This is a genomic window from Rhodococcus sp. ACS1 (genome assembly GCF_002300155.1).
In the GTDB taxonomy this organism is placed as follows: Bacteria; Actinomycetota; Actinomycetes; order Mycobacteriales; family Mycobacteriaceae; genus Rhodococcus_F; species Rhodococcus_F koreensis.
Window position 1 is genome coordinate 1,081,729 of sequence record NZ_NSDZ01000001.1, and the last position, 15,375, is coordinate 1,097,103.

12 protein-coding genes are annotated in these 15,375 nt (G+C 72.1%); 5 read left to right on the forward strand and 7 right to left on the reverse strand.

Annotated elements, in window-relative coordinates; genetic code table 11:
• The first annotated feature begins 92 nt into the window (after window positions 1–92).
• On the forward strand, window positions 93–491 hold the full coding sequence (locus CJ179_RS05205; protein WP_095860830.1) for a MauE/DoxX family redox-associated membrane protein: 399 nt from the start codon (window positions 93–95) through the stop codon (window positions 489–491).
• Here CJ179_RS05205 and CJ179_RS05210 read toward each other — a convergent pair.
• Together CJ179_RS05210 and CJ179_RS05215 are read right to left on the reverse strand one after the other, a co-directional pair.
• Window positions 469–3,831, reverse strand: a complete 3,363-nt coding sequence (locus CJ179_RS05210) for an ATP-dependent DNA helicase (protein WP_095861063.1) — start codon at window positions 3,829–3,831, stop codon at window positions 469–471. The genes CJ179_RS05205 and CJ179_RS05210 overlap by 23 nt on opposite strands.
• Window positions 3,828–7,124, reverse strand: coding sequence for an ATP-dependent DNA helicase (locus CJ179_RS05215; RefSeq protein WP_095860831.1), 3,297 nt, complete (start codon window positions 7,122–7,124; stop codon window positions 3,828–3,830). The genes CJ179_RS05210 and CJ179_RS05215 overlap by 4 nt, the downstream gene beginning before the upstream one ends.
• 56 nt (window positions 7,125–7,180) lie before the next feature.
• Here CJ179_RS05215 and CJ179_RS05220 point away from each other — a divergent pair, with 56 nt between their 5' ends.
• Together CJ179_RS05220 and CJ179_RS05225 are read left to right on the forward strand one after the other, a co-directional pair.
• Window positions 7,181–7,966, forward strand: a complete 786-nt coding sequence (locus tag CJ179_RS05220) for an alpha/beta fold hydrolase (protein ID WP_072937667.1) — start codon at window positions 7,181–7,183, stop codon at window positions 7,964–7,966.
• On the forward strand, window positions 7,966–8,274 hold the full coding sequence (locus CJ179_RS05225) for an MGMT family protein (protein ID WP_095860832.1): 309 nt from the start codon (window positions 7,966–7,968) through the stop codon (window positions 8,272–8,274). Before CJ179_RS05220 ends, CJ179_RS05225 begins: the two co-directional genes overlap by 1 nt.
• A gap of 13 nt (window positions 8,275–8,287) precedes the next feature.
• Here CJ179_RS05225 and CJ179_RS05230 read toward each other — a convergent pair whose 3' ends face one another.
• A complete protein-coding gene (locus tag CJ179_RS05230) occupies window positions 8,288–9,553 on the reverse strand; it encodes a lipase family protein (protein WP_095860833.1) in 1,266 nt (421 codons plus the stop codon).
• 140 nt (window positions 9,554–9,693) lie between these two features.
• The gene (locus CJ179_RS05235; protein WP_095860834.1) at window positions 9,694–11,139 is read right to left on the reverse strand and encodes a PLP-dependent aminotransferase family protein; all 1,446 of its coding nucleotides are present in this window, start codon (window positions 11,137–11,139) and stop codon (window positions 9,694–9,696) included.
• Between the two features lie 61 nt (window positions 11,140–11,200).
• Here CJ179_RS05235 and CJ179_RS52600 point away from each other — a divergent pair, with 61 nt between their 5' ends.
• Both CJ179_RS52600 and CJ179_RS05240 read left to right on the forward strand, forming a co-directional pair.
• Window positions 11,201–11,326, forward strand: coding sequence for a hypothetical protein (locus tag CJ179_RS52600; protein WP_255314956.1), 126 nt, complete (start codon window positions 11,201–11,203; stop codon window positions 11,324–11,326).
• Window positions 11,327–11,348: 22 nt separating this feature from the next.
• Window positions 11,349–13,097: an NTP transferase domain-containing protein gene (locus CJ179_RS05240; protein WP_095860835.1), complete on the forward strand. Its 1,749-nt coding sequence runs from the start codon at window positions 11,349–11,351 to the stop codon at window positions 13,095–13,097.
• A 9-nt stretch (window positions 13,098–13,106) separates the two neighbouring features.
• Here CJ179_RS05240 and CJ179_RS05245 read toward each other — a convergent pair whose 3' ends face one another.
• From CJ179_RS05245 to nirD, 3 genes are read right to left on the reverse strand one after another with little or no spacing between them, the layout of a single operon-like run.
• The gene (locus CJ179_RS05245) at window positions 13,107–13,811 is read right to left on the reverse strand and encodes a sirohydrochlorin chelatase (RefSeq protein WP_072937662.1); all 705 of its coding nucleotides are present in this window, start codon (window positions 13,809–13,811) and stop codon (window positions 13,107–13,109) included.
• Window positions 13,808–14,965, reverse strand: coding sequence for a uroporphyrinogen-III synthase (locus CJ179_RS05250; RefSeq protein ID WP_072937661.1), 1,158 nt, complete (start codon window positions 14,963–14,965; stop codon window positions 13,808–13,810). Before CJ179_RS05250 ends, CJ179_RS05245 begins: the two co-directional genes overlap by 4 nt.
• Entirely contained in the window at window positions 14,962–15,363 is a 402-nt protein-coding gene (gene nirD, locus CJ179_RS05255; RefSeq protein WP_043825757.1) for a nitrite reductase small subunit NirD, read from the reverse strand. The genes CJ179_RS05250 and nirD overlap by 4 nt, the downstream gene beginning before the upstream one ends.
• Window positions 15,364–15,375: the final 12 nt, after the last annotated feature.

Here is a 15,375-nt window from a genome sequence, read left to right on the forward strand (position 1 = left end):
GACATCGGCTGGCAGCCTAACCCCGATTGTCCCACCGGACACACGTCGGAGCCTCGTTGTCGCGAACCGGGTGGTTCGGGCAAGCTGGCGTCATGCAACGAGAGAGCGTCACACCACGACCGAGCCAGAAGCCCGCACTCCGTCTCGCCGCGCTGCTGCTGGGCGCGGGCACGATGCACTTCGCCGCCCCGAAGTTCTTCGATTCCACGGTGCCCACACAGTTGCCGGGCGACGCCCGCACCTACACCTACGTGTCCGGGGTCGCCGAGCTCGCGATCGGCACCGCGCTGGCCGTGCCGCGCACGCGCAGGCTCGGTGGCGGTCTCGCCGCACTGCTGTTCGTCGCCGTCTTCCCTGCCAACATCAACATGGCAGTGGACTGGCTGAAGAGCCCGAAGACGACGACCGTGCAGAAAACCGGTGCGCTGCTGCGTCTTCCGCTGCAGATCCCGTTGATCGCCGAGGCCCTCAAAGCTCGGCGTCACGCCTGAGCTCGTCTTCGGGACCTCCGTCGGCGGGATCCGATTCGCCGGCGCCGGCGGTACTGAGGAGTCGGGCGAGCGCGTCGGCGCCGGGGAGGCGGTCCGGCGCGATCGTCCGTCCGGTCCGCACGTAATGGAATGCGGCGCGCACCCGCTCGATCGGAACGTCCATCAGTTCGGCCCACGCCAGCCGGTACGCGGCGAGCTGCATCACGACGGCCTTCTCGTTGGCCGCGCTCGGTTCGGCGCCGGTCTTCCAGTCGATCACCGTCCACCCGCCGTCGGGGTCGGTGAACACCGCGTCGATCCGGCCCCTCAGCACGGTCCCCGCCACCGAGGTCTCGAACGGCACCTCGACCTCCGTCGGGTTGCGGTCGGCCCACGGCGAGCGCAGGAACGCGTCCTGCAACGTCGCGAGATCGGCGTCCGGGCCCGCACCCGTGTCGGCGGCACCGGGCAGCTCGTCGAGATCGAGCAGCCGGGTGGCTCCGAAACGGCGCTCCACCCATGCGTGGAACGCGGTGCCGCGCCGCGCGAGCGGATTCGGCGGGAACGGCAGCGGCCGCCGCAGCCGGGCGGCCAGGGCGTCCGGGTCGGCCTCGAGTTCGACGAGCTGGCTCACCGACAGCTGGCCGGGTAACACCACCTCGGTCCGGGCGTTCGCACGCGCTTCCCGCTCCGCGAGGAGGGCGTCGACGTCGGCTGCCCAGTTCTCGTGGTCGTCCTCCTCGTCCGCCGGCGCCTGCCGGCCGACGTTCTTCAGTGCCGCGACGACCAGCGCCGCACCACGCTCGACCGCCTCCCGGCGGAGACCGAGCGGATCCCGCGGCCACACAGCCGACTTGGGGGTGCTGGTCAGCGGGTTCTGCTCCTCAGGTTCGGGCGTGGGCGCCCAGAGATCGACGATCCCGATACCCTCGTACTCCTCGTCCGTCACCGTGTCGCGCAGTTCGGTGAGGAACTCCGACGGCCCCTTCGGCTCGGTTCCCAATTCTGCCCAGTGGTGACCCGAAGCGAACAGCACCCGTTCGGTGCGGGTGAGGGCGACGTAGAACAGCCGGCGGTCCTCGTCCAGTCTGCGGGCCGCCAGCGCCGACTTGTGCGCCTTCACGGCCTCCTCGAGGTCTTTCCGGTCGTACAGGTTCTCGAGTTCGAGGACGGGTACACCGTCTGCCGACTCACCCGGCCGCTCCCGGTCTCCGCGCAGCGACGGCGGCAGTTCGCCGAGCGCACCGAGCCAGGACCCGGACGCGGTCCGCGACGGAAAGACACCGGCCGTGAGGTGCGGCACCGCCACCACTTCCCACTCCAGCCCCTTCGCGGAGTGCACGGTCAGCACCTGGACGCGGTGCGGGTCCACTTCGACTTCGCCGGGCGCCAGGCCTTTTTCGACCGATTCCGCGGCGGACAGGAAGGCGAGCAGTCCGGTGACGGTGGCCGACGTGCGGTTCGCGTAACCGGCGACGACGTCGGCGAAGGCGTCGAGATGTTCCCGGCCCGCACTCCCCCGCGCCGACTGCCGCGTCCGGGCCTGCGCTTCGATGCCGATCCCCAGCACCCGTTCGACCTCCGCCACCAGTTCGGTGAGCGGCTGCCCGATCCGCTCGCGCAGGGACGCCAACTCCGCCGCCACCGCGGTGATCCGTGCGTAGCCGACCTGCGAATAGCGTTCTGCGGGGCCGGGATCCGCCAGCGCGTCCGCCAGCCCCGCCTGCTCCGCGTGTTCACCGGGCAGCGCCTCGCCGACGGCGTCGGCGAGGGCGGCCGAATCCGTGACGGCGCCGGTGGTTCCGTAGCCCGTTCCGATGGCCAGTTCGGACGCTCGCCGCGACAGCGCCGTCAGGTCGGCGGCCCCGATCTGCCATCTCGCGCCGGTCAGCATCCGGACGGCGGCACTGCCCGCCATCGGGTCGGCGACGACCCGGAGCATCGCGATGACGTCGGCCACCTCGGGCGTGTGGAGCAGACCGCCGAGACCGACCACCTCGACCGGCAGACCCCGCGACCGCAGCACCTCCGCGACCGGTGCCGCGTCGGCGTTGCGGCGGATCAGCACCGCGGCGGTCGGCGGATCCTCGCCCCGGTTCGCGGCGTCCGCGTACTGTTCGGCGATGCGGTCGGCCACCCATTCCCGTTCCTGCACGACGTCACCGGTGAGGGCCAGCCGCACGTCCCCGGGTACGGCCTGCGGTCGCGCCCGCAGCATGCTGACCGCCACGCCCCGCTCCCGCAGGGACGCCGACGCCATGTTGGCCAGCGCCAGGGCCTCCGGCGGGTTGCGCCAGCTGGTGAGCAGTTCCAGCGTCGGCGCCGGATCCCCGTTCGTCAGCGGGAAATCCGTGGCGAAGCGGGGCAGGTTGGCCGCCGACGCACCGCGCCAGCCGTAGATCGACTGCATGGGATCGCCCACCGCGGTCAGCGCAAGTTCGCCGTCGAGTCCGCCGCCGAACAGCGACGACAGCAGCACCCGCTGCGCGTGTCCCGTGTCCTGGTACTCGTCGAGCAGCACCACCCGGAAACGGGTGCGCTCGGTGAGGCCGACCTCGGGGTGGTCCGCGGCGACGCGTGCCGCCAGCGACATCTGACTGCCGAAGTCGAGCGCGCCTTCCCGTCGCAGGGTGTCCGCGAGCCGCTGCACCAGCGGCAAGAGTTCCACCCGGCGGTGCTGGGTGTCGAGGATGTCGAGCAGTTCCTTACCGGGACCACCGCGCTGCCGCGGTCCGGCGGGCAGGGTGTGGACGAGCTTGTCGAGTTCGGTGTGCGCCTCCCGCAGGTCGTCCGGTTCGACGAGGTGCTCGGCGAGCTGCCCGGCCAGCGCGAGGACCGCCTCGGTGACGGACGCCGGATTTCTATCGGTGTCGAGGTCGCCGTCCCACGAGCTGACCACCCGGTGCGCCAGCTGCCACAGTTCCGTCTCCGACAGCAGCGTCGCCGACGGTTCGATGGGCAACAGGAGCCCGTGCTCGGACAGCAGTCGCCCGGCGTAGGAGTGATACGTGCTGACCTCCGGTTCGCCGGCGAGGATGCGCGACCGGAGGTCACCGCTCGGGTCGACCCGGCGGAGCAGGTCCGAACCCGCCAGACGGGCAAGGCGTTTCCTGATCCGGGCGGTCAGCTGCTGCGCCGCCTTGCGGGTGAACGTCAGACCCAGCACCGCCTCGGGGTCGACGACCCCGTTGGCCACCAGCCACACGACGCGGGCGGCCATCGTCTCGGTCTTGCCCGCGCCTGCCCCCGCGACGACGAGGGTCGGGCCGAGGGGGGCCGCGATGACGGCGGCCTGTTCCGGGGTCGGCGGATGCTGCCCCAGTCCGATCGCGAGTTCCACCGGGTCGATTCGGATGGTCATTCCGACGTCACCTGCCGTCCCTCGTCGTGCGCGGGACAACTCGTCCGCACCGGGCAGTGCCTGCATCCGTCGTTGACGCGGGCGAGGAACTCCGGCCCCTTGGTGGCGGCCGCCGCCGCATGGATGACCGCGAGCCACGTCTCGAGGTCCTCCTCCGACAGCGGTGCCTGCACCCGCTGCGTCGCGCCTTCCTTCTTGTGTGGTTTGGCGACGAAGACCAGCCGCGCCCCACCGGGTTTCGACGCCGGCTCCCCGTCGATCGCACCGGTGGCCGCCGCCACCTGGTACGCCGCCAGCTGGGCGTGCTGCTGGGCGTCGTCCCTGGTGACGGGTGAGCGGGCGGTCTTCACGTCGACGATCACGGGCCTGCCCTCGGCGTCGCGTTCGAGCCGGTCGATCCGCCCCCGCAGCCGGATTTGCGGGGAACCCTCCTCCCGCGGCTCGAGGACGCCGTCGACGGCCACCTCGACTCCGACCTCGGTGAGTTCGGACCGGGTGTTCCCGAGCCAGGCGGTGAACGTGGCGAGCATGTCCCGGGTGCGGTCGAGTTCGCGCCGCGAGTACCACTGGGAGCCGAGATCGATCGACTCCCAGGCGTTCTCGAGCGCACGTTCCACCTGATCGGGTGGGATGCGGCCTGCGAGCGCCTGCACCAGCGTGTGCACGAGCGTTCCGGCGATGGCGTGGGTGTTGTCGCCGTCCCGGCCGCCGTGGCGTTCGAGCAGCCACCGCAACGGGCAGGTGTTGAGCAGGTCGACGGTGGACGGCGACAGCGACACCGGTCCGTCCTCCGCGTTCCACAACGCCACGCCGGTGCTCGGTTCGGCCGTGCCGTACCACTGGTCCGGGTGGGCGCCGCGCACCCCGGCTTCGGCGAGCCGGGCGAGTTGGCGGGCGGCGCGTTCCTGGCGGGCGGGGTCGGATTCGGCGACGTCCGGATCGCAGACCACGCTGCGCAATTCGGCGACGAGGGCGGGCAGGGCCAGGACCCGGGTCGCCGGATCCTCCGCAGGAACCACCACCTCCTCGGCGTCCGAATCCTGTTCTCCGGCGAGCAGTTCGTCGACGAAACGGGAGTGGACGAGATCGGCGTCGCCGCTGGCCGAGTCGACCGCGGTGACCAGCAGACTCCGCCTCGCCCGGCTGCACGCCACCAGGAACAGCCTGCGTTCCTCGGCCAGCAGCGGTGCGGTGCGCGACATCCGGTCGGCGGCGGTCTCGCTGCCGTCGGACACGCCGCCCGTGAGGTCGATCAGCGCCTCGGTGCCGAGCAGGCTTCCGCGCGCCCGCAGGCTCGGCCACAGCCCTTCCTGCACACCCGCGACCGCGACGACGTCCCACTCCCGGCCGGCCGCCGAGTGGGCGCTGAGCACCGACACGGCGTCGCCCGGAACGACGGAGACGGTGCGCGCGGTGGGAATCGCCTGCCCGGTCAGGTAGTCGACGAACCCGGCGAGCTGCGCGCGAGGGAGACGGTCGACGTAACTCGCCGCTGCGTCGAACAGGGCGACCACGGCGTCGAGGTCGCGGTCGGCCTGCGCCCCGATCGGACCGCCGCGGGCGGAGGCCGCCGACCAGCGACGTTCGAGTCCGGTGGCCTGCCACGCCGCCCACAGCACGTCCTCGATGCCGCGCCCCCGCTCGAGCGGAACCCTCGCCTTGCGCAGCACGGACAGCACCCGGTTCAGGGACGCCGCTTCGACGTCGGTCAGCTTCGCCGTGACCCTGCGGGTGCTGTCCGTCTCGCCGACCAGCAGGAGACGGACCAGTTCCGCGGAGTCACGGTCGCCGCCGGAGGCCAGCTCGGCGCGCCGCAGACCCCGGCGAAGACGCCGGAGCGCCACGGGTTCTGCGCCGCCGACCGGGCCTGCGAGCAGGGCGAGCGCGTCCTCGCCCGTGAATTCCTGCCCCGACAGTGCCCGCAGCACCAGCATCAGCCCCGACACCCCGTGCTGACGAGCCAGCGGCAACTCGGACGCCGCGGTGGTGACCGGCACACCCGCACCGAGCAGCGCCCGCCGGAGCGGAGCCAGCGCCCGCGGAACCGAGCGCACGATCACCGCCATCTCCGACCACGGCACCCCGTCGAGGAGGTGGGCGCGGCGCAGGGTGTCGGCGATCAGCGCCGCCTCCTTCGCCGCGGTGCCCAGGACCCGGACCGACGTCCTGCCGCCGCCCTGGGACGGGGTCCAGATCCGGTGGGGCAGATGCCCCGGCAGGCGGGACGTGATCCGGGCCGCAGTGGTCGCGACCTCCGCCGAACTGCGGAAGTTGACCGGTAACAGCACCTGCCGGGGATCGCCCTTGTCGGCCAGGTCGGCGAGGAACGTGGGGTCGGCCCCGCGGAACCCGTAGATCGACTGGTCGGGGTCGCCGGCCACGACCGTGGTGCGGGTACCGGTGCCGACGAGCCGGACCAGTTCCGCGGCCTGCGGATCGAGGTGCTGGGCGTCGTCGACGAGCAGGTGCCGCACCCGGTCCCGTTCCGCGCGCAGCAGGTCCGGGTCGGTGGCGAACGCGGTGAGGGCCGCACCGATGAGTTCGGCCGCGTCCAGCGCCGGCGCCGTGGCCTCGGGGGCCTCGACACCCACCGCTCCGCGCAGCAGCATGCCGTGCTCGTACCGGGCGGCGAACATGCCCGCCGCCACCCACTCGGAGCGGTCGTGCCGCCGGCCCAGCGTGATCAGATCTTCCGGGCCGAGGCCCCGCTCGCTCGCGCGCAACATGAGGTCGCGCAGTTCGACGGCGAAGCCGCCCAGCGCCAGTGCGGGACGCAGCCGTTCGGGCCACATCTCGCCGCCGTCCGCGATGTCGCCCTGCAGCATCTCGCGGAGCACGGCGTCCTGCTCGGCGCCGGTGATGAGGCGCGGCGGCGGATTGCCGTGGGCGGCGGCCTGCAACCGCAGCACCGCGAACGCGTAGGAGTGGACGGTGCGGACGAGCGGTTCGCGCGTGGCCCGGGGCCCGTGGTGCTCGTCGTGGCCGATGAGGGCGGCGGTCACCTCTTCGCGCACCCGGCCCGCCGCTCGCTTCGACTGCGTCAGGACGAGCACCGACTCCGGGTCCTCGCCGCCGGCGATCCGGTCCACCGCGACGTCGACGAGTAGCGACGTCTTGCCGGTTCCCGGGCCGCCGAGCACCTGCCAGGGATTCCAGCCCATGCCGAGGGGCGGTGCGGTGAGGACCCGCTGCGTGGAGTCGTCCCACACCCGGGCCGGGCGGTCGGGGCTCGGGCGGTGCACGAGCCGGGCCCGGGGAGCCGACGTCCTGGTGCGCACCGCCGATTCCGTCATGGGCAGCATTCCACCAGAACGGTCCGACATCTCCTGCGGCGGCCCGATCCGGCATCATGGGTCACGTGTCAGCACTGAATACGTACCTGTTCGGCGCCGAGGACGGCACGGAGATCCTCGCCCTGCACGGACTCACCGGCCACGGCAGACGGTGGGAGGCGCTGGCCACCGACCAGCTGCCCGACGCCCGGTGGATCTCCCCCGACCTGCTCGGGCACGGCCGCTCGACGTGGTCGCCGCCGTGGAACCTCGAGGCCCACGTCGCGAGCCTCGTCGACACCCTCGACGCGCACGCCCGGGGACCGGTCCTGGTGGTGGGCCACTCGTTCGGTTGCGCCCTGGCGCTGCACCTGGCACGCGCGGTCCCCGACCGGATCCGCGGCCTCGTGCTGCTCGACCCGGCGATCGGGCTCGACCCCGCGCAGATGCAGTCGGTGGCCGATCTCACCATCTCCTCCCCCGACTACACCGACGTCGAGGAGGCCCGGTCCGACAAGCTGCACGGCTCGTGGGGCGAGGTGGCCCGCGACGTCCTCGAGGACGAGATCGCCGAACACCTGGTGCCCCTCGAGAACGGCCGGGTCAACTGGCGACTGTCCACCCCCGCCGTCGTCACGGCGTGGGGCGAACTGGCCCGCGAGGCGGTCCTGCCGCCCGCGCATCTGCCGACCGTGCTCGTGCAGGCGTCGAAGGTGCAGCCGCCGTACGTCACACCCGCGTTCCGCAAGGCCCTCGTCGACCACCTGGGCGGCAACCTCACCGCCGTCGACCTCGACTGCGATCACATGGTGCCGCAGGCCCGGCCCGACGAGGTGGCCGAGCTCATCCGCACACTTCTCTGATGGTCGCGACGACGGAGAAACAGGTCGAGGCGGTGCGCGCGCTGGTCGCGTCGATTCCGCCCGGCCGGGTGGCCACCTACGGCGACATCGCCGCGGCGGCCGGGCTGTCCAGTGCGCGGACGGTGGGCTGGATCATGCGCACCGACTCCGCCGACCTCCCCTGGCACCGCGTGCTGGGCGCCTCGGGGCGGCCGGCGCCGCACCTCGCGCACAAGCAGATCGCGAAGCTCGAACTCGAGGGCGTGCCCATCCGGGACGGCCGCGTGGATCTCGCGGCGGCGCGGTACCGGTTCGATCCGCCCGGCTGACGGTCCACCCACCTCAGCAGGTGCTCGGCGCGGGGTCGCCGCGGAACCGGGCGTCCATCCAGTCCAGCCCCTGGGGCAGTCCCAGCGCCGCCGCCGACAGATGGTCGGGTGTCGGCGTGAGCAGCGTCTGCACCGGGGTGCCCGCGTCGCAGTACCGCCGCAGGGTGGTGTCGATCGAATCGACAGGGATCAGCGCGTCCGTCGGACTGTGCCATTCGAAGATCGGTACGGTGGGCACGCCCGGGTACAGCTCCAGGCTGTTCTCCTCCATCACCTTCCACGCTTCCGGGTCGTCCATGAAGTGCTGGTTGTCGGTCATTTCCGAAGCGCTGTGCCCGATTCCGAACAGCATGATCTCGTTCGTGCATCCGTTGCCGATCATCTGCTTCATCCGGCGGCCCTCGTCGTTGAGTTGGCCGCTGACGTCGACGCGATCCGGGTATTCGCGTTCGAGACCCAGTGCGGCGGCCATCGCGAGACCGAACGCGGGGTGCGGATTGGTGCCCAGCGCCTCCGCCATCTTCACCAGGTTCATCGGGGTTCCACCCTCGGCGGCGCCGACGAGGTTCAGTTCGGGGGCGTAGCTCGGCGCCAGCGCCGCCGCCCATGCCGTCGCCATGCCGCCACCGGAGTACCCGCCCAGTCCGACCTTGCTGTTCTGTACCTGCAGTTCGGGGACCCGCTGGACGGCACGGATGCCGTCGAGCGTGATCTGGCCGCCGAGTTTGGCTGCGCCGTACGCCATCCGCGGTCCCAGATGGTCGGGCAGCGCCACCGCCCACCCGCGCGCGAGAGCGATGTTGAGGCCTGCCGCCTCCCGGATCTGGTGCAGGGGGTCGGTGGTGTACAGCTCGGTGACGATCTTGCACTTGTTGCCCAGTGAATTGATGATGTGCTGGTACGACACCAGCGGGCCGTCCGGGACGTGGTTCGGGGGCAGCACATACGTGGTGTTCGCCGCGATCGGTCTGCCCTCGGAGTCGGTGGTCCGGAACAGCAACTCCCACATCGCACTACCGGGGAAGTAGTACGACGGCGGCAGCTGGCGGATCTTCAGCACGTCACCCGGGGCGTGGTCGGCGATGTCCGTGGGCTGGATGTAGAAGGGGTCCGGGTCGGCGACCGGGAAGATCACGTCGGCAGCGGGCGGGGTCGGCAAGGGCGGCAACGGCACCAGCGGTTGTGCCGCGGAAATTCCTGCGCCGACGAGGGCGGCAGTCAGGGCGAGGACCGGGCCGACTACGGCGGTGCCGAAGGATCTGCGGAACAACGAGCCCATGACATACCCCACATTTCAGCGACGGGTCGACGGCATCACTATGCCAGAGCGTCGATAAAGATCCGCCCCTTTCCCGGTACCGAACAGGTCTCTGACCGATACTTCGATTCACAGATATTTTTCCGTGACACACCCGCGCGTCACACGACGAGCGTCGGCGTCACGGACATCGAGGCGTCGGCGGACACGACCAGCGTGGCAAGGACATTCACGGCGGCGGTCAGTTCGGACACCGGCCGTGTGAACGGCATCCGCTGATGGTCGTCGAACAGATGGCCGGTGCCGAACCGCGGCCCCGGCGCCAGCAGCAGCCCCCGCGACCGCGCGGCCGCGACGAGGTCCGTCGAACTCGTATCGGCAGGCAGCCTGCACCACAGGGACAGTCCCCCGGCGGGCAGCACGTAACTCCACCCGGGCAACCGCTCGTCGACCGCCGCCGCGAGCGCGTCCCGCTGCACCCGGAGGTCGCGGCGGCGCTGCGCGACCAGTCGATCGTGCCAGGCGAACAGGCGCACGGCCGCAAGCTGATCCAGCACGGAGACCGACAGCTGCCTTCGGGCCATGATCTTGGCCAGCTGCGCGGTGCGGGCAGCCTCCGCACGCACCCAGCCGATGCGGATACCTCCCCACACGGTCTTGCTGAGGCTGCCGATCGCCACGGTCGCCGATTCCGGGACCGGGACACCGAACGGCTCCAGGTCGTCCGGACCGTCCAGCACGATGTCCGCCGCCACTTCGTCCACGACAGTCACCACTCCGTGGCGGGCGAGGGTCGCGGCCAGCCGCCGTCTGCCCTCGGGAGTTGCCCTGGCTCCCGAGGGATTGGAGAAGTCCGGCATCACATACGCCACCGTGGGGGCACTCTGCCGGGCGGCCCGGTCCGCGTCGGCGACGAACGCGTCCGGGTCGGTCGCGTCGATCGGCACCGGAACGGGTCTGCCCCCGGCCGCCTGCACGGATTCGACCGCGCCGGGGTAGGTCGGGTGCTCGATCAGGACACGGTCGCCCGCCTCGACCAGTGCCTCGAACACCACCTCGGTGGCGTCACCCGCGCCCCCGGTGACGAGGATCTGGTCCGCGATGGTCGGGCGACCGCGGCGCGTGTAGCGGTCTGCTATCGCCGCCCGGAGTGTGGTCAGTCCGCCGGGGTGGTAGCCGTGCTGGGGCATGAAGCGGGGCAACTCGTCGACGGCGTCGAGGTACGCCTCCCTGAGTTCGGGAGCGGCCGCCGGTGCGGCGTTGACGAGGTCGATCACGCCGTCGACCGGCGCCCCGACCATGGTTCCCCAGGCGGGCGGACCCGACGGCATCGCCACGAATGTCCCCGATCCGTGCCGCGCCGACGCCCAACCGGCCTCTCGCAGTTCGCGATAGGCGGCGCTGACGGTCACCCGGCTGAGCCGGAGTTCCTCCGCGAGGGCCCGTTCGGCGGGCAGCCGGACTCCGACGGCCATGGACCCGTCGGCGACCCTCTCGCGCAGGGCGTCGGCGAGCCCGCGGTACAGGGGCTGCCCGCCTGCGGGCGCCGCACCGAGCAGCACCGCCAACTCGGCCGCGGAGACGGTTCGGACCGGTTCGCTACTCATACAGGCCACTTTTCCACAGAGGACTGGAAATCGCGGTCCACTTCGGGCCGACAATCGATTCATGTTGGTAATTGGAATCCTCTCGGCCCTCAGTCTGGCGTCGGTGGCCTGGCTCTGCGTCAGCACGGCGCAGGGCGGACGGTCCGGGCCGGCCGGCCCTCCGCGCAGCCACCTGCACAGCGACTGAGGGAGTGCGGCAGCATGAGGGAATGAACTCTGCCGCGCCCGTTCACGCGATAGTCCTCGCCGGTGGACGAGCCACTCGGATGGGCGGCGTCGACAAACCGGCCGTCGTGGTCGGCGGACGCCGGATGCTCGACACCGCCCTCGACGCCGTCGACGACTGTGAGCGCATCGTCGTCGTGGGACCTCGCCGCGCCGACCTCGATTCGACGGTGCTCCAGACGCAGGAGACGCCGCCGGGCGCAGGCCCGGTCGCGGGGGTGGCCGCCGGGCTGGCCGTGCTCGACGCCGACCCGGCCGACCGGGTGATCCTGCTCGCGTCGGACCTGCCGTTCGCGGAACCGGCGATGGCCGAGGCCCTCGCCGCCGCCGTGCAGGACGCCGACACCGTGTTCGCGGTCGACGAGTCGGGACGCCTGCAGTTCCTGTTGTCCGCGTGGCGCGTCGGCGCGCTCACCGACCGGCTCCGCGCGCTCGGCTCCGCCGTGAACCAGCCCATGAAGGCCCTCGTTCCGGAATCGTTCGGAACGGTGCTCTTCCGCGGCGTCACCGACTGCGACACACCGGAGGACGTCGAGCGGGCCCGGAACACGTCCGCGGCGGCGCCGGTCACCATCGCCGAGGCCCGCACCGCGATCCTGGCCGCGGTCCCCCCACTGCCACCGCGCGCCGCGGCGCTCGGCACGTCGCTCGGCGCCACGCTCGCCGAGCCGCTGCTCGCCGCCGACGCCCTGCCGCGCATCGCGGTGTCCGCCATGGACGGGTACGCCGTCGCGGGCGACGGTCCGTGGGTGCTGCGCGACGCCATCCGGTACGCCGGCAGCGACGAGGAACTCGAACTGGCAGAGGGCGAGGCGGCGCGGATCGCGACCGGTGCGCATCTGCCCAGCGGCGCCTCCACCGTCGTGCGGGACGAATTCGCCGTGACGACAGACACTTCCGAGGGGCCGCGACTGTCCCGCAGGGACGGCGTACCCGTGCGCGACGACGCGCGGCGTCGCGGTGAGGACTGGCACGAGGGGTACCGGCTCGCGGCGGAGGGAACGGCCGTCACGCCCGCGCTCGTCTCCGCGGCCGCGAGCGCGGAGGTGACCACCGCCGGGGTCCGCGGACCGGTCCGCGCGCACGTCGTGGTCACGGGCGACGAGATCCGGCGCGACGGCCCGCTGCGCCACGGGCAGACCCGGGATGCACTGGGACCCGTTCTCCCCCAGTTCCTCTCGTGGTGCGGCATCCACACGGTCGCCGACACGCACCTGCGGGACACGTCCGACAGCTTCGACGAGCTGTTCCGGGAAGTCCGCCGGCCCGACCTGATCGTGATCGTGGGGGCCACCGGCGGCGGCGCGGCCGACCAGCTGCGTGCGGCGCTCGACCGTGCGGACGCCCGGATCGTGGTGGGCAGGGTGCGGTGCCGCCCGGGCGGTTCGCAGGTGACCGCCCTGCTGCCCGACGGCCGGGTGGTCCTCGGGCTGCCCGGCAACCCGTACGCCGCGGTCGTGACACTGCTGACCACGGTTCCGTACATCGCAGCCGCGCTCACCGGTCGCACCCCGGCACCGATTCAGCTGGGGCGCATCGCGAATGCGTCCGAGGTCAGCAGCGACGCCACCCGCATCCTGCCCGCCGTCCCGCAACCGGACGGCACGTGGCGCGTGGACCCCGGAATCCGGACGGCGCATCTCGCGGGCCTGATCGACCGCGAAGCGCTGGCGCTGGTCCCGGCGGGGGCCGCCGACGGCGATCTCGCCGAACTGGTGCCCCTACCGCGCTGACCGGACGGTTCAGCGCTGGTACGACAGCGCGCGGACCGCGGCCGGGATTCCGCTGCGGTAGCGGTCCGCGACGAGATCGACGATCGCCGGATCGACGCCGAGCGGCTCGGCCACCCCGTCCGCACCGGCATCGGCGAGGCGGGCGTGGAACAGTCCGTGGGCCAGGAGGTACGACGCGACGAACACCCGCTTCTCGCCGCCGGCCCGCAATCCTTCGACCACGTCCGGGACGCGCGGCTGCGCGGTCGCGACGTAGCCGATCCGGACCCGCGACGCGACGAGTTCCGACAGCATCGCCGCGGCGCGCCGGACGTCGCGCAGCGCCCGGGGGTCGGACGAGCCTGCCGCGGCGAGCACGACCGCGTCGCCGGGCCGCCAGCCCGCGTCGACGAGACGCCGCAGCAGGACGTCCGCGAGAACGGGGTCCGGTCCCAGCGCCCGGGTCACGGCCACGGAGGGATGGCCGCTGTCGGCGACCTCCCGCGGAACGTCGGTGTGGACGTGGTAGCCCGACGCGAGGAACGCCGGCACCACGACAGCGGGCCCGGTGATGTCGCGGAGCACCTCGGCGGGTGACGGCCCGAGTACGTCCACGAAGGACACCCGGGTCGGTCCGACCTGCTCGGCGACGGCGTCGGCGAGCGCGGCGATCATTTCCACGCCTCGGGGACTCCGCGTTCCGTGTGCCACCAGTACCAGTGCTGTCTCGTTCATTGCTGTCCCTCCTCACGTGAATCGGCGCAGTCGACGGGATCGAGCGCGAGGCGGTATCCGCGCTTGACCACCGTCTGGACTGCCTTCGGTGCGCCAAGGGACGCGCGCAGTCTGGCCACCGCCGTCTCCACGGCGTGGGTGTCGCCGCCGCCGCCGGGCAGTGCCGCGAGCAGTTCGTCCCGGGGGACGACCCGGCCGGGCCGGGCGCCGAGCGTGCGCATCAGCGACATCGCGGCGGGCGGCAGCTGGCGTACCTCGCCGTCGACGACGACGCATCCGCCGCGGATGCTCAACTCGTGTCCGGCGGTGTGGATCTTGTTCGCCCGCCGCGGCAGCTCGTCGGCGATGTGCCGGGCGAGCGCACCCAGTCGTGAGCGTGCCGGCATCGTCGTGGGGACCTCGAGTTCGCGGAGCGGTCCGGCGGTGACCGGTCCGACGCAGGCCGCGAGAACCCGGTGCCGGAACGAGTGCAGCACCATCTCGATCATTCCGGTCTCCTTGGCGCGGGTCAGCAGCGAGGCCACCGCCGGTGCGCTGGTGAAGCTGACCGCGTCGAGACCGCCGGAGGCGATCAGTTCGATCATCCGGTCCATCGGGGCCTGGTCCTCGAGCGGCGTCCACCGGTAGACGGGGACGGCGATCACGTCGGCGCCCGCGCAGCGCAGCACCTCGCAGAAGTCCGCGACCGGCTCCCATTCCGTGGTGGCGCCGTGCAACTGGACCGCGATGCGCTTACCTTCGACGCCCTCGCCGAGCAGGTGATCGAGCACTTCGGCCGACGACTCCGACGCGGGCGACCACTCCTCCCGCAGGTCCGCCGCCCGGATCGCGCCCTTCGCCTTGGGTCCGCGGGCCAACAGGCGGCTCGCGGCCAGGGCCCGGCCCAGCTCCTCCGCTTCACCCCAGCCGTCCGCCGCCTCCATCCAGCCGCGGAAACCGATCCCGGTGGTCGCGACGACGATCTCCGGCGGGTTGTCGATGATCTGGCGCGTGACGCGCTCGAGTTCCGTGTCGTCGGCCAACGGGATGATGCGGATGGCCGGAGCGTGCACCACGGTGGCACCGCGCCGCGTCAGCAGCGTGGCGAACTCTTCCGCACGCCGGGACGCCGTGATCCCGATCGTGAACCCGCACAGCGGCGCCGCGTCGTTCACGCGTGCGTGCTGTGGACCTGGACGACGCCGGCCCACACCCGCACGTCGTACACGGGCAGCCGCACCGACTCGTCGTCGAGGCAGCGGCCGTCGACCAGCGAGAACACCTGCTTGAGCAGGGGCGACGCCACGGTGGGCTCCCCTGCCCGGTCACCCACGAGGCCGCGGGACATCACGGCCGCGCGCCCGAACGGGTCGATGTTGCCGACGGCGTGCAGGGATCCGTCCTCGAGAAGGAACAGTGCCACCTGCTCTCCGCCCCGCAGCAGCACCGCCACCCCGAGACCGGGGATCAGCTGGCTGAGCGGACACGCGGACGTCCATTCCAGACGGCCTGACTTGACGCTTTCGAACCTGGTTCCACTGGCACTGTGGACGTTCATGTCGACGACGGTCATCACAGTCCTCCT

Excerpts from the sequence above, each read along its gene's own strand:
- CJ179_RS05220 (WP_072937667.1), top strand. The coding sequence starts at position 7,181 with ATGGGTCACGTGTCAGCACTGAATACGTACCTGTTCGGCGCCGAGGAC.
- CJ179_RS05235 (WP_095860834.1), bottom strand. The coding sequence starts at position 11,139 with ATGAGTAGCGAACCGGTCCGAACCGTCTCCGCGGCCGAGTTGGCGGTG.
- nirD (WP_043825757.1), bottom strand. The coding sequence starts at position 15,363 with ATGACCGTCGTCGACATGAACGTCCACAGTGCCAGTGGAACCAGGTTC.
- CJ179_RS05205 (WP_095860830.1), top strand. The coding sequence starts at position 93 with ATGCAACGAGAGAGCGTCACACCACGACCGAGCCAGAAGCCCGCACTC.
- CJ179_RS05210 (WP_095861063.1), bottom strand. The coding sequence starts at position 3,831 with ATGACCATCCGAATCGACCCGGTGGAACTCGCGATCGGACTGGGGCAG.
- CJ179_RS05240 (WP_095860835.1), top strand. The coding sequence starts at position 11,349 with ATGAACTCTGCCGCGCCCGTTCACGCGATAGTCCTCGCCGGTGGACGA.
- CJ179_RS05225 (WP_095860832.1), top strand. The coding sequence starts at position 7,966 with ATGGTCGCGACGACGGAGAAACAGGTCGAGGCGGTGCGCGCGCTGGTC.
- CJ179_RS05230 (WP_095860833.1), bottom strand. The coding sequence starts at position 9,553 with ATGGGCTCGTTGTTCCGCAGATCCTTCGGCACCGCCGTAGTCGGCCCG.
- CJ179_RS52600 (WP_255314956.1), top strand. The coding sequence starts at position 11,201 with ATGTTGGTAATTGGAATCCTCTCGGCCCTCAGTCTGGCGTCGGTGGCC.
- CJ179_RS05215 (WP_095860831.1), bottom strand. The coding sequence starts at position 7,124 with ATGACGGAATCGGCGGTGCGCACCAGGACGTCGGCTCCCCGGGCCCGG.
- CJ179_RS05245 (WP_072937662.1), bottom strand. The coding sequence starts at position 13,811 with ATGAACGAGACAGCACTGGTACTGGTGGCACACGGAACGCGGAGTCCC.